The organism is Bacteroides sp. (assembly GCF_052357945.1).
Taxonomy (GTDB): domain Bacteria; phylum Bacteroidota; class Bacteroidia; order Bacteroidales; family Bacteroidaceae; genus Bacteroides.
The window spans coordinates 16554-42802 of record NZ_DAWCXD010000034.1 but is presented as its reverse complement, the minus strand read 5'-3'; the positions used below and the strand labels follow the sequence as shown (position 1 = coordinate 42802).

Below are 26249 nucleotides of genomic sequence, written 5' to 3'. Positions count from 1 at the left end.
TTTCAAGATACCTCTAGACATTTCCAAGATTCAGCAGCAACAGAAAGAGCATTAAAGCAATATCTGCCAACATCTGATAAAACTCGGAAATACCTTGAGAAGGATAAATGGGTTAAAGAAATGATTTGAGGCTCAAAAATGTAAAAGGAATGTGAATTGGCCGAAAAATATAAAGGTAGAGATTCTTATAGCGAGATTTATAAGGCGATTAAGAAAGTTAGTGAATCGTTGCAATAAATATGAATTGATGAAAAAAGATTTATATGTTGTTTTGGGAATCATAATTAGTGGAATTGCTATCGCATTTATCATTAATACGATGTTGACATATGGTAATGTTATTAAAACAAACCTTTCGAATGATTCTTGGTTAAATTTTTGGGGAAGTTATAGTAGTGGAATTTTTGCTGTTGTAGTAGGTTATCTTGCTATTATTTATAGTAATAGAAATAGTGAGAAAGCTATTATGCAACAAGATAAACTGTTAATTCATCAACAAAATATTAAAAAGTTGGATGAGTATAATAACTGTCTAAAAAATAATTTGGCTTTACTTAATATAGTAGATGTTATGGGAATTACAGTTGGTCTTGACCATCAGAATATATCATTATCTAAATCAGAAATATGTCAAATGAAAGGTCGAATCTATGCAACAGATTTGCAGTATAGATATGTGTTTGAAGTTGATGTACAACGCCAGAAAACAAATTTAGAAAAGACTTATGAAGAATGCTGGATTAAAGCACGTATTGGACTATCGGATTTATTGGATCAAGAACTCTCTTTTATAGAACGTGTTAATCAAAACAGATATGATATTCAAATAAAAGAGAATAATATGCATCGAAAAAATATCTTATTGGAATTAGGTAAACAAGCGGTAGATATAGAAAAGAGAAAGTTATTTCTGCAAGAGATTAAGGATGTTAACATGGAACTGGAACGATTAGATAGAAAAATTATTTCATACTATGATGATGTTGATAAGATGACCACTTTGATTAAAGATTTTTCGCTTGAATTAAATAGTACTATAAAAGTCTTATTTGATATTTCTTTATTGCTTATTAAAGAGAAAGAGGCTCAATTAAAATTAGAAAAATAAGGGTTTAGTATATATATTAAGTTTTAGGATCACTAGTGTTCCATTAAAATTGGTCCAAATTAAAATTTAAATAAACTTGGCCCATTTGGTCCGAATCGTTCTTTGTCATTTTGAAATTTAGTTTTATCAAAGGAGTCTCTCTGTTGAGTTTTATCCGTCAATGAGATGCTCAATATTTGTAGTACTTTGTATGTACTTTACTAGTCTACATACTAAATAAGGCACGCTATATTTATATTTCTGCAATTCTATATGATAAGAACCGGTAAGTTTGACTTTTTTACGATATCGGAAGTGGTAAGGTTTATGAAGAAGTTTTCCTAATACTGGCGTTTCCTCCTAATCAAATATGTCTATACAGATTTTCCGGTAGTTGAGGAAGGCTTGCTGTTAAACACATAATAAATAAAGCTTGTAAATAGAGAAGGCTGAAGAATAAAGTCATAGAATTTAGCGTATGATCTTTTCTTTTTATCACTGAACTTATCGTTTTTCATTAATATTCTGTAATTTTGCCACACAATTGAGAAATATATAAAATATGGTAACTATATATTGCCTTAAAGTGTGATCCTTGTTAAGCAGTAGGATATAGAAAATATAAACCTTCTATAAATCGTATAATCGTGTATAGAGGGTTTTGCTGTAAGATAGTATATAGTCACTTAATATTTTTGCCCTAAATAATATATAATGTATAGTCATGGATAAGGACATAAATCGTATCAAAGTAATGTTGGCAGAGAAGAAGCGCACAAACAAGTGGCTTGTAGAACAATTAGGAAAGAATCCTGCTACAGCATTAAAATGGTGCACGAATGCAGCATAATCCAGCCTCGAGACTCTACTTCAGATAGCAAAGGTGCTAGAAGTAGGAGAAGAAGAGGTGCTCGTTTATCCTTCAAAGATGTGACAATAACATATAAGAAATATACTGATGGATTTCAAACAAAATAACTTCGAATAACATTCATGCAAGTAGAAGAAATAACACAAATATTACGAGAGTCACCAAGCATACGACTCATAAAATCAAGAAGTGTGGATTTCTTCTTGTCTTTTGTCATTGAGGCGTTTGAGGGACAGTCGGCTATAATGCAGGAACGCTTGCACATGCTACTGGAGAACCGACTGGATGAGCAGGAAAATGCGTTGGTGGAGGATAATTTTGAAATGACAAGACTAGGGGAGTCGAACGAACAGAAAGCAAAACGACTCATCAAAGACTGGACAGACAAGGGATTCTTGACCAACTATCAGAACGAAGAGGGAGAGGTGATATACGAGATTTCGTCGCACACAAGCAAACTGATGGATTGGGTGGTGAGCTTGAAAAAAGAGGATTACATCGGTACGGAATCGAAGTTCAAGACGCTGTTTGCCCAACTGAAGGAATTGGTGGAATACTCGAACGAGGACCGCGAGAAGCGACTGGAACTGCTCCGAGCCAAAAAGATGGAGATAGAGCATCAGATTCAGCGACTGGAGATGGGCGAAGAGGTCGAGGTGTATGAGGACTACCAGATAGAACCACGATACAATAGCTTGAATAAACTGGCTAAGGAGCTGCTTAGCGATTTCAAGGAGGTGGATGACAACTTCAAGGGGATTATCAAAGAGATATACGAGCGCCAGACAGACAATGCGGAGAAGAAAGTATTGCTGAACTACATCTTTGATGCGTATGGCGAACTGAAACAATCGCAACAAGGCAAGAGTTTCTATGCATTCTGGGAATTCCTGCTCTCGGCCGATCTGCAGAAAGAATGGGACGAGTTGACTGGTGCACTCTATGAAACACTGGAGAATAGAGGCATTGATGCGCATGACATGTTTCTTAGGGAAATGAAAAAGCATCTGTTTGACGCAGGCGAGAAGGTGGCGAAAACCAACGATCGCATGAGCGAGAAACTGAGTCGCATCATTCGGCAGAACGGACAAATGAATGCAGAGGTGACAAAGCAGGTGATTAACGATATAAAGAAACTGCTCATCGAAGCCACCAAACAGAAAGAGAAACCAGAAGCTTCGCTTGAATATGAAACTATCGATATCAATCTGCCAGTCGAGCGCCCTCTGACTCTGACTCCTATAAAAGAGACTGTGTATAAGGATAAGCCTGATATAGCTGAACTGAGTCTGGACGACTTGGAGCGAATAGGCAAACTCTACAATCCGTTTCACATCGATCGTCAGGTGCTGAGAGACCGCATTAACGAGGTGCTGTACGACAGGCAGCAGACGACACTAGCAGAGGTGATAGAACGGAACGAGGGTGTGGAGAAAGGTCTGTCGGAAGTGTTTGGATACATTGGCGTGCTGAAGGAATATAAGACTGTGGTAAACGAAGAGCGCCAGCAATATATTGTTTTTGCAGAAAACAAAACGATATCAATTCCCGAAATCATAATAACACGATGAACGCAACAAATATACAACCATACAGCAGGGCTGTGGTGAAACTTCTGAAAGGCATCGTAGAGAAAGACGATGTAGTGTGGAATGATGTACTCGACTACCAGAGCGAGATACTGGACTATATCAGCGTGATGGGGCTGGAACTCATCGTGAAAAAGGATGAGGGTTTTGCCTTTGTCAAGCAACTGAAATTGGACGATGACAAAACGTTGAACATGACGTCGAGAAGGTTGTATGGTTTTGAGGTGTCGGTGATACTCATCGTGTTGAGGCAGATACTCGAAGACTTCGACAGCAATCCAACAGAGTCGCAGGCTTCGTACAAGTATGTAACCGCCACTGAAATAAAGGAAGAGGCGGAACTGTTCCTGCCCACCACCTTCAATCGTGCCAAGTTTGAGAAAGACCTTGACCGCTATATCGACAGCATCGTCAGCTTTGGTTTCCTTGTGGAAGCAAAGCATGCTGAGGGCGAGAAACGCTATAAAATACATCGCATCATCAAGGAGAAGGTGACACTGGACGATCTATTGGAATTCAAAAACAAACTGAACGACTATGATGCAGCAGATGAATCTCTTTAATACCAGTCCGGAAGTGGCAGGCTTCAAGCTTGACTATTTGGAAGTGTGGAACTGGGGTACATTCGACCAAAAGGTGTACTGCATGAATACGCAGGGCAATAACTCGCTGCTGACCGGTGCCAACGCATCGGGCAAGAGTACGCTGGTAGATGCTCTGCTCACGCTGCTAGTGCCACTGAAGCGCCAACGATTCTACAACCAATCATCGGGTGTGGAGAAGAAGGGCAACCGTACAGAGGAGTCGTACTTCTTTGGCAACTATGGCAATCAGCAGCAGGAGGGTGCAGCGAGCACTACCACGCTTAGATTGCGAGACAAAGGGGCACGTTCGGTACTTCTTGCATCGTTCTGCAATGTGGACAAACGTGTGGTGACGCTGTTTCAGGTGCGCTACTACACTGGCGAGGAACTGAAGGTGTTGTTTGGCATAGCTCGCGAACCGCTGACTATAAAGCGCGACTTTTCGGAGTTTGACCTGCATGGCGACTGGCGCAAGCGACTGACGAAGAAATACAATACGAACGACACAAGACGCAAGATAGAGTTTTTTGACGGCCCGGTTGCGTATGGCGAGAAGATGATAGCCCTCTTCGGAATGCGTTCGGACAAGGCGCTTACACTCTTCAATCAGATAGTGGGCGTGAAAGTGTTGGACGATCTAGACAGTTTCATCCGTACGAATATGCTCGAGGAAATGCCGGCTGAGGAAAAGTACCAGGAACTAAAGGACAACTTCCAAAATCTGATGGAGGCGAAAACCAATATCGATAAGGTGAAGGAGCAGATTGCCCAACTGGAACCTATCAATACATTGGCAAAGGAACTGATGGCGATAGACACGCGCATAGCTGAATTGGAGCAAGAGAAGAGTGTGGTGGCCTATTGGTTTGCTGCGCGAACGGTGGATTTGTGCAACGAGGAGTTGGCGCGCTGCAAGAGCAACTTGAGAAAACTGGAAGATGAGTTGAAGGCGTTAAAGGTGAAGAAGAGTGAGCTGGAACAAGAGCAGACGCGCTTGTCGGTGGCTATTGAGAAGGACGAGGTGGGTCAGCAGATACGTGAGATTGAGAAGGAAATCAATCAGAAGGTGAAGATGCGTGATAACCGCAAGGCCAAAGCCGAAGAATACGATAAGCTGGCAAAGACGGTGGAGCTGACACAAAGTCCTGATGCAGAGGTATTCGATGCTAATCGTGCGACCGCCAAACACGAGAAAGATGCTCTGCAGGTAAAGATTGACAGGCAACTCATGGAAGAGAAGCGTCAGGCACAAAACCGTCAGGATGAAATCAACTGCACGATATCAGAGCGAGTGGATACTATACGCTATCTGCAGCAGCATAAGAACAATATCTCTGGTCGTGTGGCTGAGATTCGTGATGAGATACTGGAGGCTGTTGGTGCAACCGCCGAAGAGATTCCATTCATCGGTGAACTGATACGTGTGAAGGATATTGAGTGCGATTGGGAGTATGCCATCGAGCGTATTCTGCACAATTTTGCATTGAGATTGGTGGTGCCAGAGAAGTATTACAAGCAGGTGAATGAGTATGTGAATGGTCATAATCTGCGAGGACGCATCGTGTATCAGCGATACGAGGGCACAGAGCCTCTTCGTGAGTTTGAGGATAGGACATTGAAGGTGGATTCGTTGCTCCGTAAGGTTGAATACAAGCCAAAGTGCTTGTATTTGGATTGGCTTGAGGATAGGTTATTTGCTGAGTTCAACTATAGTTGTGTTGATTCGCTTGCGGACTTCAACTATCTGCAAGAGAAAGCAGTAACGAAAGAGGGACTGATAAAGGCGAGAGGTGGTAAGCATGAGAAAGACGACCGACCAGAGACACGAGGCAAGGAACACTATGTGTTGGGCTGGGACAATAAGGAGAAGATTGCCATGCTACAGGCGGAAGTACGCCAGTTGCAGCAGAATGAAAAGGAGGTGGCAACCAAAGTCCGTCGTATAGAGGCAGATACAAAGAATGCTCAGGAGAAGCGAGAAACCTACTCGAAGCTGTTTGATAAATACGATAAGTTTGATGATATCGACTGGTGGTCGTGTGCACTCGTCATTCAGCAAAAGGAAGAACAGAAGCGACAACTGGAGGAGACCAATGATAAGGTGAAGATGTTGCAGGGGCAATTGGAGAGGGTGAGAAAGGAACTTGGTGCACTTGAGGAGAAGTTTAATGAAGCTATCGGTAACAAAGCATTATTGGAAAATCGTGAGAATATACTCAAGAAACAGAGCAATGATTGTGTTTTGGCTTTGGCTCAAATAGGCGTTGTTGATACCGATGCTTTTGAGTCGCAACACACAGATTTACTGAATGTGGCATTGGTGGGTTTGGACAAAATGCGTGACACGTTACAGAGTGACATCAATTCCGCTTTGCGGAAACAACGTGAGACGAAGGGTAGCAAGAGTGGCGATTTGAAGAACCTGATTTATCGCTTCAAGAATCCCACTGAGGAAATTACCGCGAAGTATCGCGATTGGCGTTCGGACGTGAACCGTTTGCCCGAAGCCGTGGAGTTTGTGGGCGAATATCAGACCTATTACCAACGATTGCTGGACGAAGATCTGCCTGGGTTTGAATCGCGCTTCAACAAGTATTTACAGGAGAATATCATCAACAAGGTCAGTGCATTCAATATGTTCTTCCAGAACTGGCGCCAGTCTATCACCAAGACCATCGACCAATTGAATTCGTATCTTGTGGGCATCGATTTCAAGGATGCTCCAAAAACGTATATCCAGTTGGTCGCAGCCAAACGATTGAACGTGGATTTGAAGGAGTTCCAAGACCTTCTGAGCAGTGCAATCCCGAACATCCATGAGATGAATTCAACAATCGATGGCAGCAGGATTCATTTTGAACAGCATATCGAACCACTGATGTCTCGTTTACAAGACGAATCATGGCGAAAGTTGGTGATGGATGTGCGTGGATGGTACACATATAAGGCGGAGGAGTTTTATCAAGACGATGATCAGAAGCGTAACACCTACGAGGCTATGGGACAGCTGTCAGGTGGCGAGAAGGCGCAATTGACATATACCATCCTGGGGTCAGCTATCGCTTATCAGTTTGGCTTGACTAAGAACGGACTCGACTCTTCGTTCCGCTTCATTGCCATAGATGAGGCTTTTCGCGCACAGGACGAGGACAAGGCTCGCTATCTGATTTCGCTCTGCAAACAACTCCACCTGCAGTTGCTCGTGGTGACTCCGAGTGACAACATCCACATCGTGGAGAACGATATTTCGTATGTGCATTATGTGGAGCGCAAGGGCGACCGTTCTGTACTCTATAATATGCCTATCAGTGAGTTTAAGGCAGAACGTGAAAGGAGTATGGAGGTATGATAACGGCAGCAGAAATACGTAAGAAGACAGAACGCAAGTATGTGGATTATTTGCGTTCAGTGGTCGCTGGCTCTGAGTTTGAACCAATTGTGATTCCTTGCGATAAGAAAGCGAGCGCATCGATGGATGAGTATCAGCACGAACTAACGGACATCCGTTCGCAATCGAAAGAGGTGAAGGGCTTTGGTTACACGATTGAGTGGAAAACAGTGAAAACGAAAGCATTGGGCGAACAGGATCTGCCTGAGCGTGTGTTGTTCAGGAGTGCATCGGACGTTGAGCGCTTCTTGCTGAAGGGTGGTGAAGTGTCACAGTTTCGCAAGGATGTGGCGATGTTGTTTAATGAGTTTCCGCAGCTTCGTCCATGGGTGGAACGCTATCCACTTAAGGTGATCGAGAATGCTTCCTCTTGGCCTGATTTGTTGAAAGTTTTGCGCTATTTTGTGGCGAATCCTTGTCCTGAGTTGTACATTCGTGAATTGCCTATTGAGGTGCACACCAAGTTCATTGAGCGCAATAAGGGAGTGCTTCGTGAGTTGCTGGATATTGTCATTGTAGAGCATGTCTGTTCGGATGAGAAGGAGTTCGAAAAGCGCTTTGGATTGCGATACGATGAGCCATGGGTGCGCATTCGTGTGTTGGAAGCATCGATTGCGAGTGAATACTTTTCTGGTGTAGACGATCTGACGATGCCTCAGAGTCAGTTCTGTGCGTTATCGTTGCCTGTGCAGAAGGTGTTTGTGGTGGAGAATAAAGTCAACTTCCTGACTTTTCCCAAGTTGGCAGGAAGTCTGCTGATTTGGGGGCATGGATTCACCGTTGGCATCCTCAAGTCTGTTCCATTCATGCGGCACGCTTCCCTATACTATTGGGGCGACATTGATGTACAGGGCTTCGAAATTCTCTCGCAGTTCCGCAGTTATTTTCCCCAGACGCAAAGCCTTCTGATGGATCGCGCTACCTTTGACACCTATTTTGAAGGCGACAAAGGCACTCCAAGCAATGTATCAAAGCCTCTCCATCTTACCCCTGCGGAAGCCACACTGTATAATCATATCAAGTCTCACAACCTACGTCTAGAGCAAGAGAAAATTCCGCAAAAATGTATTGAAAATATATTCAATAGTTCGTTAAAAATTAGCCAAGTCTAAGCAGTTCTGCGGTAAATAAAAGTAGTTCTTTGAAAATTTTGTCAATTAATGTCGTGTCTGCTTGAATGGCGAACACGCCGTTCAAGCATATTGGCATTGTGTGTTACCGACTTGCATGAAGAAATCGAATATTTGATTTTCATTCTTTTGCAAGTGCCCTTGGCGAGATTGATTGCAGTAAGCGAAACGTTGAAGTGAAAGGCTATCTTTCTGAACAAGTCTTGACTATTACAGCTTACCATTCAAAAGCTTAGTTACTTCCAAAATAGATGTACATAATATGTCAAACTTGCGTTTTTACAAGTCTTCTGAGTCGTTTAGAAGCAATCTTTTCTCATTTTTTTGATTTACCATATGTGGCATGATAGATATATGATTTCCATCATCTCGGTTAAACCTTACATCTTTTGTTCTTGTAGGTTCATGCCACTAAGTCGAGTTAAATTTTGATTGTCTTAAAACTTCAATCTGCCAGCATCTTTAATAACAGATAATATTCTTTCTTATGTCTTTCCATCTTCGCTAAGTCTTTGTCTGTCGGGTGTAGAATGCGGGTAATATCCATATTGTACTGAAGGTCATTCAATTTGACTTTGATGGCCAAACGATGTCCGCGGAAACGCTCGATATATGTTTCACGATTGGTAGTTGTGCGGAAGTCCATTAGATCGAGAGCCTCTTCAATCTCGTCCCATTCTTGCTTTGTTAATTTGTGGTATTTTTCGTTCGGAAAGGATCCTACGATACCTTCAAATTCATAAATCCAGTCATGTTTTTCCTTGTTCTTCTCCCAGTCATCCAGTATCGCTTTCAGTTTTCTAATGATCTCTTTTACGGTATGACCTGTATCTTCAGCTGCATTAAACAGAAATCCCACGGTTTTTTCTTTCCAGTCGAAACCGTTTCGTCCGACAGTCGATAAATGTTCTTCAAAGTAATCTTTACCTGCTTGATCTACCTGTCCTTTGTGCAATTCTTTGGCCAATCGTGCCGCTGCGTATGCTACATGTATCTTATATCCCATGATATCTTCATAGGCATCTTTTGTTTCTTTTGCAGCTTGAGGGTTAAACGTTCCCAAGTATTTAATATATTTCATATAAGTTCGTTCTCCCGCACCTGATAGCCCTGACATAGTGTCAAGTAGCTGGTCTGCAATCCGATCCAATACATTAATATCTTGGATATTGTTGCGCATTGCTTCATTCAACCGTTTTCCCGCCTGTTTCGCCATTCGTTGTTCCAATGCGATGCTCTGCTTGCAGAATGCTATAAAATTTGAGTCAAGTTTCATCCTTTTACACGCTTCTTTTTAATTAATTCCTCTTGTCTTTAATTATATAGTTAATTATAACATATTTGGCAGACTATCATTGTCTGCCAAATATGTTGCTAATAATTACGGGATTATATCCCGTTTTTGTCAATGTTTACTTTTTCTATTTCATCCCATTCTGCCAGAGAGATAATGTCATGGTATTGTTTCAATGATAAAACATTCTCCTCGCTATCCATACATTCGTATTCCCATGGAAGTTGATAAACGGTTCCTTCTTCATGATGGCCCATGTAGTCGTGAAATGTGTACGGAATCAATTTCACATGATCCTTCTCCTTGAGTATTCGTAAAAGTTTGGCAGCGTTGTGTATTTCCAAAGGAGCGCCAGCCTTGTAAAGCGCAGTGGCGACTTCTATCGCGACATCCGCATACGCTGAGTAGCTGTTGGAAACAATGATTCTCCATCCGGGGCTGTCAAAATCCGATGCGAGTACATTCAGCCGCGACAATCCCAGTTCTCCATAATGGTCTGAGGCGAATTTGTTGAAATCCGTTTCACTGTCGAGATCGTATTCATCTTGCAAATCGCAGAATTTAACCATGTTGTAATATGCGACATTTTGTAATTCCAATGGTACTCCATTCAGAAAGGTCCGCTTCTTTCGTGTAGTATCAAACCTTTCAAAATACCGGTCATAGGCTTCATGAGCGATCCGATAGTATTTGCAATACGAACATATCGTCATTGTATCTAACAGTCGCCAGAAATTCTTGCAGACGGAATCCTCCAGTGCTTTTATTGCAGTCTCCTCGTCTTTGACTTCAATTTTAAATCTCGGTTCGATTCTGTTGAACTCCTTTCTCGCAATTCTTCCGTTTCGCTGCTGGTAAGGAAGATGATTCGCCACATAATCATTGAACCCCTCCGGATCTTGTATGATAGCATCGATTAGCTTCTGAAGATATAAGGCCAACTTTACAAAGAAATCCCTTTGGCATTCGGGATAAAAACAATCACCTATTCTGTCTCCATATCGGGAATAATTCGCAATAGTAAAATACGAGTGTTTCCTGTCCGAGAATTGTATGGTACGATTTTCTTTATATCTGGCGGAGCTAACATGATACCATACCATTTCCCTGGGATTTGACAATTCCCAATCCCGGAGGTATTCTTCCTTGCTCTCATATTCTCCGTCTGCAATCGACGCTTCGCAATCTCCCCATTCTTCCGGAGTAGGGCGGGGCAATTCGATATAAAATCCTCTGTATTCATCGTCACCCATCTCTTCCAGTTGAGCAAATTGCTCCTGAAGTTTAACTAACATCTTCAATGTATCGTTATCAACCACGATTTCTGTATCGCGCCCGCTTCCGAGCTGTTCGAATATCGCAGCATTCAATCCGCATTCTTTCGCCAAGTCTATGAAAAGATGCATGGTAAAGATTGTCTTCTTATGTTGTTTCATATCTCATTCGTTTTCAATCGTTAAAAATTTCCCCGGATCAAATCCATTGATTACATGCTCGTTTTCAAATGCATATCCCATCTGGTTGCAAATCACTTTTGTACTCCCGATTTCTGTGTCGATATTGGTATGCGAATGTCCGTAAATCCAAGCATTAATTCGGCTGTTACCGATCAGGTCTCCGTATTCACTGGCAAAGGCGCTGTTCAATACGGAACCTTTATGCTGAGGAGCAACAACCTGCAAAGTAGGCAGGTGGTGAGTCACGACCACTATGTGTTCTGCCGTACTTTCGGCAAGACTTTTTTTGATATGACCTAAACAGAAGTCATGCATCTGATTATATGCTTCCGTTTGGAGCAGTTTCCCTTTATACATGGTCTGACGGAAATCGTTAAGTCCTTTCCAAACGAAATATTCGTCTGCCGGTTCGATATGTGACCAAAATGTGCTCATTATGAAATCGGTATCGTCTATTCTCAATACTTGATTTTGATAATAACCGACATTCTCTTTGAACATCCATCGCCATTGTAATCCCCGTTCCATCACATCGCAATAATTGTAATATTCATGGTTCCCGGGAACAATAAGAACCTGCCTATAGTTTTTAGATGCCCATTCCCAGAAATTCACCAAAGGAGCTACTCTGTCTTTCAGATAGAAAATATCTCCGGCCAATACGAGTATATCGCCCGTTACCGGAAATCTGTTTTGTTTTATGTACCTGCTGTTCTCCCTGAACTCAAAATGCGGATCGCTCATATATTGTATTCTCATATTACTTATTTTTATTTGTTTGTTCAACCTGTTTTTGGATTATCCTCTTTACCTGCTCAAATGAGACCGGAATAAAGTCATTATTATCCACTCCCACATCATATTGCGTCGGGAAAATCATATCCAGCCGTGAAGCGTCTTTTCCCGTATTATTCTTGCTCGTATGCACATGCCCGAACAGTTGCCACATATTCCTGTAAGCACCTCCATAGCAGAGGAACGGATAGTGGTTCAGGTAGATTTTCTGCTTGTCGACCTCTATGTGCATTTGCATGCTTGTCAATTCAAACCTGCTGGCGTACCCTTGCCTGATATTTTTTAGATCATGATTACCGAGAATGAGATAGATTTTTCCATTCAGTCTGTTAAGAATCTTGGTCCATTCATGGGATCCTCCCAGGCAAAAATCCCCCAGATGAAACACGATATCATCTTGACCAACTACCCGGTTCCAATTTTCGATCAGCGTTTCATTCATATCTTCTACATTCTTGAATGGCCTCTTGCAAAAGCCAATGATATTCGAATGATAAAAGTGCGTGTCCGATGTAAAATACACCTTGCTTCCGTCAAACTTGTAATTCATTTTGCTCTCTTTTGTGCACATTGCTGTGCGGTTAATTAAAATTGGTTGTTCTTGTGCTCATTGTACGGAAATGACGGGAGAGGAATTGCACGGAGCAAACAGTCACCAATGGGCATAAAACAAAATAGTTGGAAAGTTCGGTAAGGACTCTCCAACTATTCTGTTGTTTATTTTAAGATCAAGATACGAGCATCTATCGCATCTTATCTCCTATATCTGTTCGTTGGAAAGTATTTATGATATTCTCTGGCGTTTCAATGCTCCAAACATGAAGAACATACGACTGAACTTCGAAGCATTTGTTGCCTCGAATTGTCGTTTGGGATAATATGTTCATTCTATTTTGCTGCATTGTAAATTTTCAAAAGAGGCGCAAATGTACAGAATAATTTCGCAATACTCCAAATATTTTTCAGTGAATTCTTCAAATCACCCTATAAAAATCACTGTGAGACTTAAGAGGATGTTCAATATGCCATGATTCGAATACTTCGCAATAATGGTTGGGAATATTTATCAAATGTATTATATGAAATCTCATTGGTGATGATTTCTGCTGTTATATTCAAATATACCAATCGCTTGATTATCAGAATCTATTTTGGCTGAAAAAACAATTCAGTTCTATTCGAATATTATCTGTAATTTGGATAAGTTTTAGTGGTACTGATAAAATTTGCCTATTTATCACTGTTAAATTGTATGAGGGACAGAATTTTGTCCCTTGTATCCGTCCAGGGAACAAACGGGGGACAAAATCATGAAAAATTGATACAATATTTTATTATTCCTTTGTATTTAATGTGTTGATTATCAATGTCATCGAAGTTGGACTGTTTCTTCTTTTACTTTCTATTGTATATTGATAATCAATTAGTTATATGCAGCTATTTGCCGATGCAAAAATGTTGAAAGATATTTTGAAGCACCATATCATTCGTAACCTCCCCCGCTATGTCCGAAATAAAGAAGATACACTCTCGTATGTCTTGCGAAAGAAAATCCCCGGAAATCTGCGAATCAAGTCCGTTTTGTACTCTATGAATAGCTTCCAAAGCTTTGTTTAAAGCTTCGTAATGTCTTACGTTTGTCACAATAATATCATTCTGTGTCACTGTAGGCAAGTGTGCAGCATCAATAAGCATTTTTTGTAGCTCACTTGTATTCTTCCGTTGTTTGGCCGAGATGAAAATAGATTCCGTAGATTCTTTGGGGAAGTCTTTTAATAAAGATAATACATTCTCTTTCTGTTTATCTTCAATCAAATCAGTCTTATTGAATACAACAATCAAATGTTTTCCTTCACAACGTGGAATTATTTTCTCCGATAACTGTTCAATTTGAGAAGCGGCATTCACAGCATCTACCATCCAAAGAACAATCTCCGCCTGATCCAACTTCTGAAAAGTACGTTCAATACCCAAACTTTCAATCGTGTCATTGGTTTCCCGGATTCCGGCGGTATCAATGAACCGGAAAGTGATTCCTCCGATATTGACAGTATCTTCGATTACATCACGTGTTGTCCCGTGAATATCACTGACAATGGCTTTATCCTCATTCAATAATACATTCAGTAAAGTCGATTTTCCGGCATTTGTTTCACCGATGATAGCTACGGGAACACCATTCTTAATGGCGTTGCCGACACTAAATGAATGAGCCAACCGCGAAATGACCTGTTCAATTTCATCTGCCAGTTTCCTTAATGCCGAACGATCGGCAAATTCCACATCCTCTTCGCTGAAATCCAACTCCAATTCAATCATGGAAGTGAAATTCAACAACTTGTTGCGTAGATCTGTCAGCTCTTTACTGAATCCACCCCGCATCTGGCTCATTGCCAATCGGTGAGTGGCAGCAGATGAAGAAGCAATCAAGTCCGCCACAGCTTCTGCCTGACTTAAATCCATTTTTCCATTGAGGAAAGCACGTTGCGTATATTCTCCCGGCTGGGCCATGCGGCAACCGTTTTTAATAAGCAACTGCATTACCTGTTGAAGAATATAAGTGGAACCATGACACGTGATTTCCGTACTGTCTTCTCCCGTATACGAATGAGGAGCACGGAAAAGGCTGACGAGCACTTCATCAATCATCTCGTCTTCGTCATAAATACGCCCGAATGTCAAAGTATATGGTTTTTGTTCGCTCAATAATTTGCCAGCTTTGGCTGGCTTGAAGATGCTGCCGGTAATAGAAATAGCTTCCGGACCGGAAACGCGGATGCTTCCGATAGCACCGCCTTGAGCGGTAGCGATGGCACAGATAGTATCTTGAATCATTGTTTTTTCTTTTTGGATGAGCAAAGATAATTGTTTCTAAGTAAAAAACAGAAAATTGAGCACAACTTGTGCTTTATTTGTTTATATTTGCTGCCGTGCAGTGGTACACCAAACAAAATAAAACAATAATGCTTATGGAACCAGCGATTAATTTATATTCTTCCAATGAAAAGAGTGAACTCATACGGGAGAACTCACAAGAAATACTTTCTGTCCTTGCAGCTCATCAAATAGCTTTGTGGGAATATGATATCATTACGGGCAAATGCTCCTTTTCAAACGATTATTTTTTTACACTGGGATTAAAGGATGCCGGGATCATTTTTGAAGATATAGATGATTTCTATCGGTTTATTCATCCGGAAGATATTGAATTCTATAAACAAGCCTTTGCAGAAATGCTTTCATCAGACTCTAAGACCTCACAAATTAGAGTTCGTTGTATAAGTGAACAAGGGAAAGTAATTTGGCTGGAAGATCATTTTCTGTCTTACAAAGAGAGTTGCGAAAGTCATCCGGGTAAACTGCTGGCATATACGGTGAACGTCACTTCACAATGCGAAAAGGAGCAACATATCAAATATCTGGAAGAGTATAATCGCAAAATAATTGAAGCATTGCCGGAATTCATTTTTATTTTTGATGATAATTTCTTTATTACCGATGTCCTGATGGCACCGGGAACGATATTGCTTCACCCTGTGGAAGTGCTACGCGGAGCAGATGGACGATCTATTTATTCATCGGAGGTTAGCGACTTGTTTATTTGTAACATTAGGGAATGTTTGCGTGATGGTAAGTTGAAGGAAATAGAATATCCGCTTGAAGTGGATGGAAGTCTGCATTATTTTCAGGCACGTATCGCCCCCTTTGAAGGAAACAGGGTACTTGCGTTGATACATGACATCGGAGACCGGATTCAGCGTTCGCAGGAATTGATCGAAGCTAAACGTCGTGCGGAAGATGCTGATAAAATGAAGTCGGTCTTTTTAGCTAATATGAGCCATGAAATTCGTACTCCGTTGAATGCTATTGTTGGTTTTTCGGAGATTATCGCAGTGACAGAAAGTGAAGAAGAGAAAATGGAGTATCTGGAAATTATTCAGAAAAACAGTAACTTGTTATTACAGTTAATCAATGATATTTTAGACCTTTCCCGTATTGAATCCGGCAAATCGGAAATGCATTTCCAGCAGGTTGAGATCGCAGGACTAGTGGAAGAAGTGGAAAAAGTGCACCAGCTGAAGATGAAGTCGAATGTAGAATTGAAAGTGATTCGTCCCGAAGGAGAATACTGGACTTCTACTGATCGTAACCGTGTGATGCAGGTATTGTTCAATTTCTTGTCGAACGCGATTAAAAATACGGAAAAGGGAAGTATAACTTTAGGCTTGAAACATGAAGGACCCTGGCTGAAACTGTATGTCAGCGATACGGGTTGCGGTATATCCAAAGAGAAACTCCCTCAAATTTTCACCCGTTTTGAGAAACTGAATGACTTTGTGCAGGGCACCGGATTAGGGCTTTCAATTTGTAAAAGCATTGTAGAACGACTGGGCGGCCGTATCGAAGTAACTTCAGAATTAGGGCAGGGGAGTGTGTTTGCACTCTATTTACCCTATCAGGAAATACCGAAGGAGGTTGTCGAAAGAAGACTTCCGCATAAGAAGAATGTCGATGAGGATAAACGTAAAAAGATATTGGTGGTAGAAGACATTGAGTCGAACTTTGCCCAACTTAATATTCTTCTGAATAAGGAATATATTATTTCATGGGTACGCAACGGACAGGAAGCCATCAATAGTTTCATCCGCGAAAAGCCGGATTTGATTCTGATGGATATCCGTATGCCGATCATGGACGGTATTCAAGCCACTGAAAAGATTCGTACTATTTCTCTGACTGTACCTATTATTGCAGTGACCGCGTATGCTTTCTATACAGAACAGCAACAGGCTATTCAGGCAGGATGCAACGCTGTTATCTCAAAACCCTATTCTTTGGAAAGGTTGAAAGAGACAATAGAATCTTATATCGGATAATTAATTTTCTAAAAGAGAACTAACATTCTGAATGTTGTAGTGTTATTTATTATATAGTAGTAACATTATAATATATTAGAATATGGAGAAAGTGAAAAAGATAGTCCTTATCGGGGCAAGCGGCTTTGTGGGCTCTGCCCTTCTGAATGAAGCATTGAATCGTGGTTTCGAGGTTACGGCAGTAGTTCGTCATCCGGAAAAGATAAAGATAGAGAATGAAAATCTGAAAGTGGTGAAAGCCGATGTCTCCGCGCTTGATGAAGTGGCTGGCGTTTGTAAAGGTGCAGATGCTGTTATTAGTGCATTCAATCCGGGATGGAATAATCCTGATATATACGATGAAACAATCAAAGTTTATCTGACCATTATTGATGGAGTGAAGAAAGCGGGTGTTAATCGTTTTTTGATGGTGGGCGGTGCCGGTTCTTTGTTTATCGCTCCGGGCTTGCGTCTGATGGATTCCGGTGAAGTACCCGAAAATATATTGCCGGGAGTGAAAGCTCTAGGAGAGTTCTATCTGAACTTTTTAAAGAAAGAAAAGGAAATAGACTGGGTATTTTTCTCTCCGGCAGCGGATATGCGTCCGGGAGTACGTACAGGACGTTATCGGTTGGGAAAAGATGATATGATTGTAGATATTGTAGGAAACAGCCATATCTCTGTTGAAGATTATGCCGCCGCCATGATTGATGAACTGGAATATCCGAAACACCACCAGGAGAGATTTACGATTGGTTATTAATAAAAAAACAATGGCTTGAATCTACACATATTATCAGTGAAAGATTCAAGCCATTATACATTCTTTTAATTGCAATTTTATTCTTTCGATTACAATTTAACTCTCCTAAATATAGATTTATATCCTGTCAAGTACTGTCTTAATTAGCGTATCGATTGTATTCTTATATCCGGTGTTGGCCTCTTTGATAAGTCGGTTGGCTATCACCATGCAGACGGTCATAGCCTTGTGTCCCATCAATCGGCTAAGGCCTGCCAAAGCTGAACTTTCCATTTCGAAGTTGGTAATTTTGTAACCTTTATATTCGAACGCTTCAATCTTATCATTTTGTTTCGGGTCTGCTAACGGGATACGAAGTTCACGTCCTTGAGGACCAAAGAAACCTCCGGCAGCGATTGTCACTCCACGTACCATGTCGTCTTTGGCGATCCGGTCGATCAATTCTTCACTGGCATCAATGACGTAAGGAGCAGGAGCGCACATATTTCCCGACCAACCCATGTGATTGAGGAAAGCACGTTCGAAAGGCAAATCGCATACGGCATTACGTCCGGCATAGAAATTCAGTAACCCGTCGAAACCGATGGACTTTTGCGAACATACAAAAGTTCTGACAGGCGTATTGGGTTGTAGACCGCCACATGTGCCGATACGCACTAATTCCAGTTGGCGGAACTGATCCTTTTCTTCACGGGTGACAAAGTTGATATTGGCGAGTGCATCTAATTCATTCATTACGATGTCGATGTTATCGCAACCGATTCCTGTAGAGACTACCGTAATCCGTTTACCTTTGTAAGTACCCGTGATGGTTTTGAATTCGCGGCTTTCCACTTCACATTCTTTGTTTTCGAAATGAGAAGCTACGAGTGCTACACGTCCGGGGTCACCTACCAGGATTACTTTATCTGCCAACCATTCGGGTTTTACGTGAAGATGGAATACTGAACCGTCTTCATTGATTATCAATTCAGAGGATGGAAAGTACTTTTTCATGTCATTGAAAGGTTTTAGTTTTATAATAGGATTGTATCTATAAATAGAAACGCCGGAACCGGATTTAAGTTCAGAAGAAGTCTCTTTCTTTTTCCATAGGAAAGGGGAGAACGTCTTACGACTGAAATAAAATCGGATTCCGGCGTTTGTGAACGATTATTTGCTCAATGGCTGATTGCCAGCATTGCCTGTTGTCGGCTTGGCGATATTCTCACGCATGGAAGTATCAGCTTCGATATTCTTCATGCGATAATAATCCATGATGCCTAAGTTTCCACTGCGGAAAGCTTCAGCCATTGCTTTAGGAACTTCAGCTTCTGCTTCGATCACTTTGGCACGAGCTTCCTGTGCTTTTGCTTTCATTTCCTGTTCGGAAGCTACTGCCATAGCACGGCGCTCTTCAGCTTTTGCCTGTGCAATATTCTTATCTGCATTAGCCTGATCGATTTGCAGAGCCGCACCGATGTTCTTACCTATGTCGATGTCCGCAATATCAATAGACAGAATCTCGAAAGCAGTTCCTGCGTCCAGACCTTTACGAAGTACAAGTTTAGAGATAGAATCCGGATTCTCCAATACCGATTTATGGTTTTCAGAAGAACCGATAGACGAAACGATACCTTCACCTACACGGGCAAGGATCGTATCTTCACCTGCACCACCGACCAGCTGGCGGATATTGGCACGTACTGTAACACGAGCCTTAGCTATCAACTGGATACCGTCTTTCGCAACAGCCGTTACAGGAGGAGTATCAATCACTTTCGGGTTTACAGACATCTGTACAGCTTCGAATACGTCACGTCCTGCCAGGTCGATAGCAGTAGCCATCTGGAAAGGCAATTCGATGTTGGCTTTCGATGCCGATACTAAGGCGTGAACTACCTTTTCTACATGTCCGCCAGCCAGATAATGGGCTTCCAGTTCGTCGCGGGTGATATTTTTCAGACCGGCTTTGTGGGCTTCGATCATTCCCGGAACAATGATATACGGCGGAACGTTACGTATACGCATTAAGAATAGTTGTATCAGCGAGATGTTAACTCCCGAAACTTTAGCCGACAACCAAAGGAAGAACGGCACGTAATGGAAAAATATTATCAAGAAGATAATACCTCCGGCTATCAGAAAGATAGGCAAGTAGAAAGATGATTCCATTGATGTTTTTATTAAGTGAATATTATTCTTTGTGTTTCTCAACCATGATTGTACCGTCGGTGATCCGGCTTACGATTATCGGAGTCTTCTCATTGAGGAACCCATCTATTGACTTTACCTCTACAATTTTTCCGTTAATCTCGGCAGATCCGATTTGTGCCAGGCGGGTAGTACTGATTCCTGTATCACCCACTTTGACGCTATCTTCTGCGCTACGGTCTACTTTTGAATCAATATCCTTTTTCAACGCCAGTTTGTCCAGCATTTTCGATCGCATAAACCAAATCAGTGATCCGATGCAGGCAACCGCTGATATGCCGAGAGTGGCAAATCCTCCTGCCATACCTAAATTGTCGAACGCATAGTAGTTAGCATACAGGATGCAAACCAATGCAGAAATTCCGGCCAGGCTAATGCCCGGGATGACGAACAGCTCTACCAGAAACAGTATGACTGCGGCAATAATGAGAACGGCGATAATGAGTATATCCATAGTTCAGAGTTATTATTTATTTTGTTTTTTCTGCATTACGTACATTCACTTCGAGAGCATCGAGTTCTTCGGACATTTGCAGTATCCGCTTTTCGAGGTCGAGAATGGCAGGAGCCATTTTGGCTTTTCCCTGTTGGTTGGCACCGGCATATTGTTGGCGAAGGCCGTTCAGCTTTTCTTCTTGTTGATAATAGTCTTTTTCCATCTGCTGATAGCGTTGGAAAAGTGTCTTGGCTTTTGCGGATTTAAAGTCGCTCATCAGATAGTAAGTCGTATGGTCGTCAATGACAAACTCAAAGTCCATGGCACGGCGTTCTTTGGGCTTATGACTGATAGCAGCTTTCAATCGTTGCAGTGCTTCGGTAACCGCTTGTTTATCCTTCCAGGTTTCTTTCAGCGAATGAATCTGTGCCAGACGAATGATCTCTTGCTGCTCCATTGCTTCATAATTATAAGTCTGTTTGGAAGTGTTAGGGATGAATACATAAATACATACCTTTCCTTCCGGTTGGAAACGGTCGGAAGCAAACCATCCGAGGTTGTTGTATTCATCGATGACGTACATATAATCGTTGTACGGCGAGTTGAACGGCATACCCACATTTTCCGGAACAAGATAAGTGTCGGTATTCGTGTTGTAGCGAGTGACAAAAATATCATAGCCACCCAATCCCTCGCCATCGCTGGCGTAATAAACGGTGACTCCATCCGATAGAACAAACGGATAATTCGCATTCCCGGAAGCATTGATACTACCCGGTAACGGACGTCCGTCACTCCATTCATTTAACAACTTGTTCTTTGAAAAGATATCAAGATTACCTTTCTCGCCCTTTTCGCTATAATAAATTTTATTTCCGATTTCTGTTTCATAAACAGTTCCCGGATGATCTCCTTCTGTCTTGAAGAATTCATTGAAAGTAAACAGTTTGCCCGATTCTTCGCTGATCTTGTAAGCGTTCAGGAAAGTTGCTTTGTCCACAACGAAACTGTCGATGATACATACTTCCTCAACCCCCTTCAACATACGAAGGTCAGATTTGCTTTTCTCCAGAAGTTTCTCCGCTTCTTCCGTCGGTTTCTTGCGTTTACTTAAGTCTGCGATGTATTCTTCAAAGCAGTTCACGGCACCCCCGAAGCGGTACGTCTCATTATATGCTTGTCCCAAATAGAGTTGTCCACCGGTGATACGTTTCTTTACCGCTATTTCAAGAGGTTTCACCGCCTCTTCCGCCTCTCCGGTTTTCAGGCAACATACGCCATACCAATAATTATAATTCCCGTTCGATGGTTGTGATTTAGCATACTTCTTAAAAACTGGTTTGGCTTGTTCGTACTCACCTTTGGTAAATAAGGTGCGTGCCTGTTCCAACGTTTGTGCAGAGACTTCGCAAAGGAAGAGGCTGCAAATTAAAAATAGAATATATTTTCCTTTCATCGTTTTGAGCGTTTATGAGTGACGGGTAGATTGAAAACATCGCTGCTTTCGGGCACCGGTCCATTTATCAATTGTTCAAAAGTACAAATTTATTAGAAATAAACCCTTTTTCAGTGATTCTATTATGTTAATTCTTCTTTAAATCATTCTTTTCGCTTACTTTTGCAGCCGATTTTTAAAGATATGACACAATTTACGGAAGAAGAGAAAGCCATTCGCCGCATTGAACGGCGGTTTAGCAAAGGGATGGTGCAATATGGATTGATAGAAGAAGGAGACAAAATCCTTATCGGACTATCGGGAGGAAAAGATTCGTTGGCGCTTGTGGAACTGTTGGGGAGACGCGCACGTATCTATAAACCTCGCTTTTCTGTCGTTGCCGTCCATGTAGTGATGAAGAATATTCCTTATCAGAGTGATACGGAATATTTGAAAGCGCACTGTGAGACGTATGGAGTTCCCTTTGTGCAGTATGAGACAGCTTTTGATCCTGCTACCGACACACGTAAATCTCCCTGCTTCCTCTGTTCATGGAACCGTCGGAAAGCCCTGTTCACAGTTGCTAAGGAACACGGATGCAATAAAATCGCTCTCGGTCACCATATGGATGATATTTTGGAAACTTTATTGATGAATATCACTTATCAGGGAGCTTTCAGTACAATGCCGCCCCGGTTGGTGATGAAGAAGTTTGATATGACAATTATTCGTCCGATGTGTCTGGTTCATGAAGCCGATTTGGTAGAATTGGCAGCTTTGCGTCATTATCAGAAGCAAGTGAAGAATTGTCCTTATGAATCGCAGTCCAGCCGGAGTGATATGAAAGGAATTTTACGGCAGTTGGAAGCGATGAACCCGGAGGCGCGTTACAGTCTTTGGGGAAGTATGACCAATATACAGGAAGATTTATTACCGGATAAAATAGATTAATTTGAATTGATTGTTATGAAAGGATTCTATACCATTTTGTTATTGATTGTATCCAATGTCTTTATGACATTTGCCTGGTATGGGCATCTGAAGATGAAACAGGAATACAGTTGGTTTGCTGCTCTTCCATTGATAGGTGTTATTGCATTCAGTTGGGCTATTGCTTTTTTTGAATATTCTTGCCAGATACCCGCCAATCGTATCGGATTTGCAGGTAATGGTGGCCCGTTTTCATTGATGCAGTTAAAGGTCATTCAGGAAGTGATTACTCTTGTCATTTTTACAGTGTTTACTACAATCTTCTTTAAAGGTGAGGCTTTACATTGGAATCATCTGGCTGCATTTGTCTGTCTGATTGCAGCAGTGTATTTCGTGTTTATGAAATAGATATTTGCCAATTGAATAGAGGTTCTGTTTTACTCAAGTAGAACCTCTGTTTGTATAATATATATATATTACGGAGTAGTTATGTATTTTTTCATTCCCTCCGTATAATAAGTCTTGAATTCTCCGTCTTCTCCGCTATAGATAAAGTAGGCGTCAATCGTTGTATCCGCTTTGCAGAAAGCTTCCGCTTCTTCCAGTCCCATCACCATGAAGGCGGTGGCAAGGGCGTCGGCAGTCATACAGTCTTTGGCGATTACCGTAGAGGATAAGATGTTGTGTTGTACCGGATAGCCAGTTCTAGGGTCAATCGTATGGGCGTATTTCTTCCCATCTTTATAATAATAATTACGATAGTTTCCGGAAGTAGCCAAGCCTAAATCTGTTATCTCAAGAATTGTCTGTAAGTCTTGGTTTACGGCCAGTGAATCGTCGATGGGCTTATTGATTCCAATGCGCCATAAGCCTTTGGAAGGATTTTTCCCTTTCACTACCACCTCGCCTCCTATATCTACCATATAGTTTTTTATTCCCTTACGGTCGAGCAGTTGTGCAATTACGTCTACCGAATACCCTTTGGCCACGGCACTACAACTCAACATGATACGCGGATCCTGTTTGATAACTTTGCCGTTATCCATTTTCACTTTTTCATATCCGGTGATTTGTAACAGACTGTCTATCATTAATGAATCAGGAAAAGCACCTTTTTTGAAACCGAATCCCCAAGCATTGGCAAGAGGGGCCACTGTAATGTCGAAAGCCCCCTTTGTCTCGCGGGAAATTTCCATTGAGCGATGGAAGCATTTCTGGAAAAAACTATCAGTCACCAGCTCTTCATTGCGGTTGACGCGACTGATAACAGAACTGTCGTTGAATGGAGATAGAGATTGGTCGAAGCGTTTCAGTTCAGCTTCTATTTCTGGTTTTAAGTCACCGTCATGCTGATAAGTAATTTTATATACTGTCCCAAACACCAAACCTTTGACACTGTAATAGCCAACTTGTTGATTATGTCTGACTAATATCCAGATAGTTGCCAAAATCAGGAAAGCCAGCCAAAGGAAACTTTTTTTTGTTTTCATACGCTCTTCTATTTGATGAGAAAACTCGTTTTATTGAAGAAATAAATGTTCAATTAATATTTTTAGTCCGATAATGACTAGAATGATACCTCCCCATAACTCTGCTTTCAGTTTCCGGGCGATGCCGCAGCCACATTGGATACCAAAGATCAGACCGATGAGTGACATGACAAATGAAACAAATCCGATAATGCTAATAGGAGGAAGGATTTCGGTATAATCCAGAACTCCCAGAAAGGCAAAGGAAATGCCGATTGCCAATGCATCAATACTCGTGGCTATTGCCATGGTTAATACCACTTTCGGATTTGCCGGATTGAACAGTTTACAACATTCTTCTTCTTTGAAAGATTCTAAAATCATTCGTCCGCCTAAGAAGGCAAGGATCGCGAAAGCAATCCAATGGTCTACACTTTCTATAAGATGACTGAATGTCTTTGCACACATCCATCCGATAAATGGCATGATTGCCTGAAAAAAGCCGAAAGCAAAAGCCATGGCTAGCATGGGTTTCCATCGGGTACGTTTCAAAATAATACCGCTTGCAATTGAGACAGCGAAACAATCCATCGCCAGACCTATTGCAAGCAGCCAAATCTCTAGTCCTGTCATTGTATTCTAAAGAGGCAGTTTATAAATAAGGGAATAAGTGATTCCCATGTTATTTGATTTAAACTTTCCGTAACCGGGCACGTACCATGGGTCTCCATATTCTCCGGTAGATGCTTTGGTTTTGTATTTCATACGTACTGACCACCCCATGTTGAAGTTTTTGTAAATACGTACTTTGACGCCTAAAACGATTTCCAGCCATTGCACCGACCCTTTCATACCCAGATGGCTGAATGGCACACTTCCTCCCCAATAACCGTCTTCCAAACTGGGGTTACCTATTACATCTCCCCAGATAGGATCATCTGCCGGCATTGTGGAAACGTCATATTTAAATGAACTGAATGCATAGCGAAGTCCTGCATACAAGTAGCTGTTCTTCTCTTTCTTCTTTGCCATGGTGTTGTAGTCCACACCGATTCGAAAGAATGGGGCCATTTTGCTCTTATAGTGTATGCCTGTTTCACTCCAGGTATCTGTTCCTCCCATACCAAACTCAATGGTAGGGATGAATTTATTCTTGAGGTTAACGGCTACGCTGACTTCAGAACTCATAAAGTCGCCTCCTAGCAGCTTGCTTCCAATGCCATATAAATCCACACCGACATACGTACCATTGTAGAGCGGAATGGTATCTATCTCGGCAACCTCTTTCTTTTTCTGATCTCTTTTGGGTGTTTGCGCCGGACGTTGCTGTTGTGCTAGCAACGGAAGCCCAATGCAAAAGAGTAGAAGCAGACTAATTAGTCGTTTCATCAGGTGTGCGTTCTGGCCGATAATTATAGAATATCTGCAAGTTCTCGATTTCATTTGTATTGGCTTCTTTATTTTTTATATGAAGAGAATCTATCTGGTCCGGCTGTCCGTTGCCATAGGGAGGAGGGTTACCCGGTCTTCCCGGTTTTCCAAATTTAGCGCTGATTATATTTTGTTTCATCATATAACCACATTCCATGGACTGGAAATAAGGGGTATTCTGTTGCACAATGTATAATGTGTCAACATCTTTTTCTCTACGTTTGGGATCGTATCTGAATATGAACACAGTAGTATCACTTGTGTATCGTAGTGGCAACATCAGAGTATGCACATTCTTTTCATTGTTCAGGATGATAGAGTCAGTGCCCAATGCTGTGATTGTTAATGAATCAAGCGTGTCTTTTAATACAATAGTAGGATTATCCGGATTAATGGTATATATTGTGCAGTACATCATCGGACGTCCTGCCAATGAGCAATCGTTCTCATCCGAGCAGGCACTGTGTAAGCTGACTGCAGCGCCAATGATAGTCAATATGAGAAAGATACGAATTAAATTCTTCATAGTCAGTTTATTGAA

The 26249-nt window shown here is 41.6% G+C and carries 22 protein-coding genes and 3 pseudogenes; 11 read left to right on the top strand and 14 right to left on the bottom strand.

The window, feature by feature from the left end:
• A pseudogene (locus tag ACT8YW_RS09200) lies at positions 1 to 237 on the top strand (RloB family protein); the annotation flags it as partial.
• A gap of 10 nt (positions 238 to 247) precedes the next feature.
• The gene (locus tag ACT8YW_RS09195; protein WP_181996465.1) at positions 248 to 1108 is read left to right on the top strand and encodes a hypothetical protein; all 861 of its coding nucleotides are present in this window, start codon (positions 248 to 250) and stop codon (positions 1106 to 1108) included.
• A gap of 59 nt (positions 1109 to 1167) precedes the next feature.
• Here the strand turns inward: ACT8YW_RS09195 and ACT8YW_RS09190 are convergent.
• Positions 1168 to 1305: pseudogene (locus ACT8YW_RS09190) on the bottom strand (IS4 family transposase); the annotation flags it as partial.
• Positions 1306 to 1811: 506 nt separating this feature from the next.
• Between ACT8YW_RS09190 and ACT8YW_RS09185 the strand changes: the two are divergent.
• The 5 genes and pseudogenes from ACT8YW_RS09185 (at position 1812) to ACT8YW_RS09165 (ending at position 8631) form a co-directional block, all read left to right on the top strand.
• Positions 1812 to 2021 (top strand): annotated as a pseudogene (locus tag ACT8YW_RS09185) (helix-turn-helix domain-containing protein).
• A 59-nt stretch (positions 2022 to 2080) separates the two neighbouring features.
• Positions 2081 to 3529, top strand: a complete 1449-nt coding sequence (locus ACT8YW_RS09180; protein WP_444104697.1) for a DUF3375 domain-containing protein — start codon at positions 2081 to 2083, stop codon at positions 3527 to 3529.
• Positions 3526 to 4110 (top strand): DUF4194 domain-containing protein, encoded by a 585-nt coding sequence (locus ACT8YW_RS09175; protein WP_007855929.1) that lies wholly within the window; start codon positions 3526 to 3528, stop codon positions 4108 to 4110. The genes ACT8YW_RS09180 and ACT8YW_RS09175 overlap by 4 nt, the downstream gene beginning before the upstream one ends.
• Complete coding sequence (locus ACT8YW_RS09170) at positions 4085 to 7480, top strand: ATP-binding protein (RefSeq protein WP_444104696.1); 3396 nt, start codon at positions 4085 to 4087, stop codon at positions 7478 to 7480. The genes ACT8YW_RS09175 and ACT8YW_RS09170 overlap by 26 nt, the downstream gene beginning before the upstream one ends.
• Complete coding sequence (locus ACT8YW_RS09165; RefSeq protein ID WP_007855926.1) at positions 7477 to 8631, top strand: Wadjet anti-phage system protein JetD domain-containing protein; 1155 nt, start codon at positions 7477 to 7479, stop codon at positions 8629 to 8631. Before ACT8YW_RS09170 ends, ACT8YW_RS09165 begins: the two co-directional genes overlap by 4 nt.
• A 463-nt stretch (positions 8632 to 9094) precedes the next feature.
• Here the strand turns inward: ACT8YW_RS09165 and ACT8YW_RS09160 are convergent, their stop codons facing one another.
• The 5 genes from ACT8YW_RS09160 to mnmE all read right to left on the bottom strand — a co-directional run bounded on the left by ACT8YW_RS09160 (position 9095) and on the right by mnmE (position 15030).
• The gene (locus ACT8YW_RS09160; protein WP_122379860.1) at positions 9095 to 9925 is read right to left on the bottom strand and encodes a hypothetical protein; all 831 of its coding nucleotides are present in this window, start codon (positions 9923 to 9925) and stop codon (positions 9095 to 9097) included.
• Positions 9926 to 10038: 113 nt separating this feature from the next.
• On the bottom strand, positions 10039 to 11379 hold the full coding sequence (locus ACT8YW_RS09155; protein ID WP_444104695.1) for a hypothetical protein: 1341 nt from the start codon (positions 11377 to 11379) through the stop codon (positions 10039 to 10041).
• A gap of 3 nt (positions 11380 to 11382) precedes the next feature.
• Entirely contained in the window at positions 11383 to 12159 is a 777-nt protein-coding gene (locus ACT8YW_RS09150; protein ID WP_444104694.1) for a metallophosphoesterase, read from the bottom strand.
• A 1-nt stretch (position 12160) separates the two neighbouring features.
• Positions 12161 to 12745, bottom strand: a complete 585-nt coding sequence (locus ACT8YW_RS09145; protein ID WP_121962671.1) for a metallophosphoesterase — start codon at positions 12743 to 12745, stop codon at positions 12161 to 12163.
• An 887-nt stretch (positions 12746 to 13632) separates the two neighbouring features.
• Entirely contained in the window at positions 13633 to 15030 is a 1398-nt protein-coding gene (mnmE, locus tag ACT8YW_RS09140) for a tRNA uridine-5-carboxymethylaminomethyl(34) synthesis GTPase MnmE (RefSeq protein ID WP_032846428.1), read from the bottom strand.
• A gap of 134 nt (positions 15031 to 15164) precedes the next feature.
• Here mnmE and ACT8YW_RS09135 point away from each other — a divergent pair, with 134 nt between their 5' ends.
• On the top strand, positions 15165 to 17072 hold the full coding sequence (locus ACT8YW_RS09135) for an ATP-binding protein (protein ID WP_444104693.1): 1908 nt from the start codon (positions 15165 to 15167) through the stop codon (positions 17070 to 17072).
• 82 nt (positions 17073 to 17154) lie between these two features.
• On the top strand, positions 17155 to 17814 hold the full coding sequence (locus ACT8YW_RS09130) for an NAD(P)-dependent oxidoreductase (RefSeq protein ID WP_128858385.1): 660 nt from the start codon (positions 17155 to 17157) through the stop codon (positions 17812 to 17814).
• 117 nt (positions 17815 to 17931) lie between these two features.
• Here ACT8YW_RS09130 and ACT8YW_RS09125 read toward each other — a convergent pair whose 3' ends face one another.
• The 4 genes from ACT8YW_RS09125 to ACT8YW_RS09110 form a co-directional block, all read right to left on the bottom strand.
• The gene (locus ACT8YW_RS09125) at positions 17932 to 18810 is read right to left on the bottom strand and encodes a nucleoside phosphorylase (protein WP_444104692.1); all 879 of its coding nucleotides are present in this window, start codon (positions 18808 to 18810) and stop codon (positions 17932 to 17934) included.
• A gap of 156 nt (positions 18811 to 18966) precedes the next feature.
• A complete protein-coding gene (floA, locus tag ACT8YW_RS09120) occupies positions 18967 to 19968 on the bottom strand; it encodes a flotillin-like protein FloA (RefSeq protein WP_004304885.1) in 1002 nt (333 codons plus the stop codon).
• Positions 19969 to 19990: 22 nt separating this feature from the next.
• Entirely contained in the window at positions 19991 to 20461 is a 471-nt protein-coding gene (locus tag ACT8YW_RS09115) for an NfeD family protein (RefSeq protein ID WP_009000678.1), read from the bottom strand.
• Between the two features lie 16 nt (positions 20462 to 20477).
• Complete coding sequence (locus tag ACT8YW_RS09110) at positions 20478 to 21899, bottom strand: tetratricopeptide repeat protein (RefSeq protein ID WP_444104691.1); 1422 nt, start codon at positions 21897 to 21899, stop codon at positions 20478 to 20480.
• A 183-nt stretch (positions 21900 to 22082) separates the two neighbouring features.
• On the opposite strand from ACT8YW_RS09110, the gene ACT8YW_RS09105 reads away from it, so the two are divergent.
• Together ACT8YW_RS09105 and ACT8YW_RS09100 are read left to right on the top strand one after the other, a co-directional pair.
• Entirely contained in the window at positions 22083 to 22829 is a 747-nt protein-coding gene (locus ACT8YW_RS09105) for an ATP-binding protein (protein WP_444104690.1), read from the top strand.
• Positions 22830 to 22844: 15 nt separating this feature from the next.
• The gene (locus ACT8YW_RS09100) at positions 22845 to 23216 is read left to right on the top strand and encodes a DMT family protein (RefSeq protein WP_117513466.1); all 372 of its coding nucleotides are present in this window, start codon (positions 22845 to 22847) and stop codon (positions 23214 to 23216) included.
• A 68-nt stretch (positions 23217 to 23284) separates the two neighbouring features.
• On the opposite strand, the gene ACT8YW_RS09095 is transcribed toward ACT8YW_RS09100, so the two are convergent.
• From ACT8YW_RS09095 to ACT8YW_RS09080, 4 genes are read right to left on the bottom strand one after another with little or no spacing between them, the layout of a single operon-like run.
• Positions 23285 to 24298: an FAD:protein FMN transferase gene (locus ACT8YW_RS09095; protein ID WP_444104689.1), complete on the bottom strand. Its 1014-nt coding sequence runs from the start codon at positions 24296 to 24298 to the stop codon at positions 23285 to 23287.
• A 30-nt stretch (positions 24299 to 24328) separates the two neighbouring features.
• Positions 24329 to 24910, bottom strand: coding sequence for a manganese efflux pump MntP (locus tag ACT8YW_RS09090; protein WP_444104688.1), 582 nt, complete (start codon positions 24908 to 24910; stop codon positions 24329 to 24331).
• 6 nt (positions 24911 to 24916) lie between these two features.
• Complete coding sequence (locus tag ACT8YW_RS09085) at positions 24917 to 25666, bottom strand: DUF6048 family protein (protein ID WP_004302039.1); 750 nt, start codon at positions 25664 to 25666, stop codon at positions 24917 to 24919.
• Positions 25650 to 26234: a DUF6452 family protein gene (locus ACT8YW_RS09080; RefSeq protein ID WP_444104687.1), complete on the bottom strand. Its 585-nt coding sequence runs from the start codon at positions 26232 to 26234 to the stop codon at positions 25650 to 25652. The genes ACT8YW_RS09085 and ACT8YW_RS09080 overlap by 17 nt, the downstream gene beginning before the upstream one ends.
• Positions 26235 to 26249 lie beyond the last annotated feature (15 nt).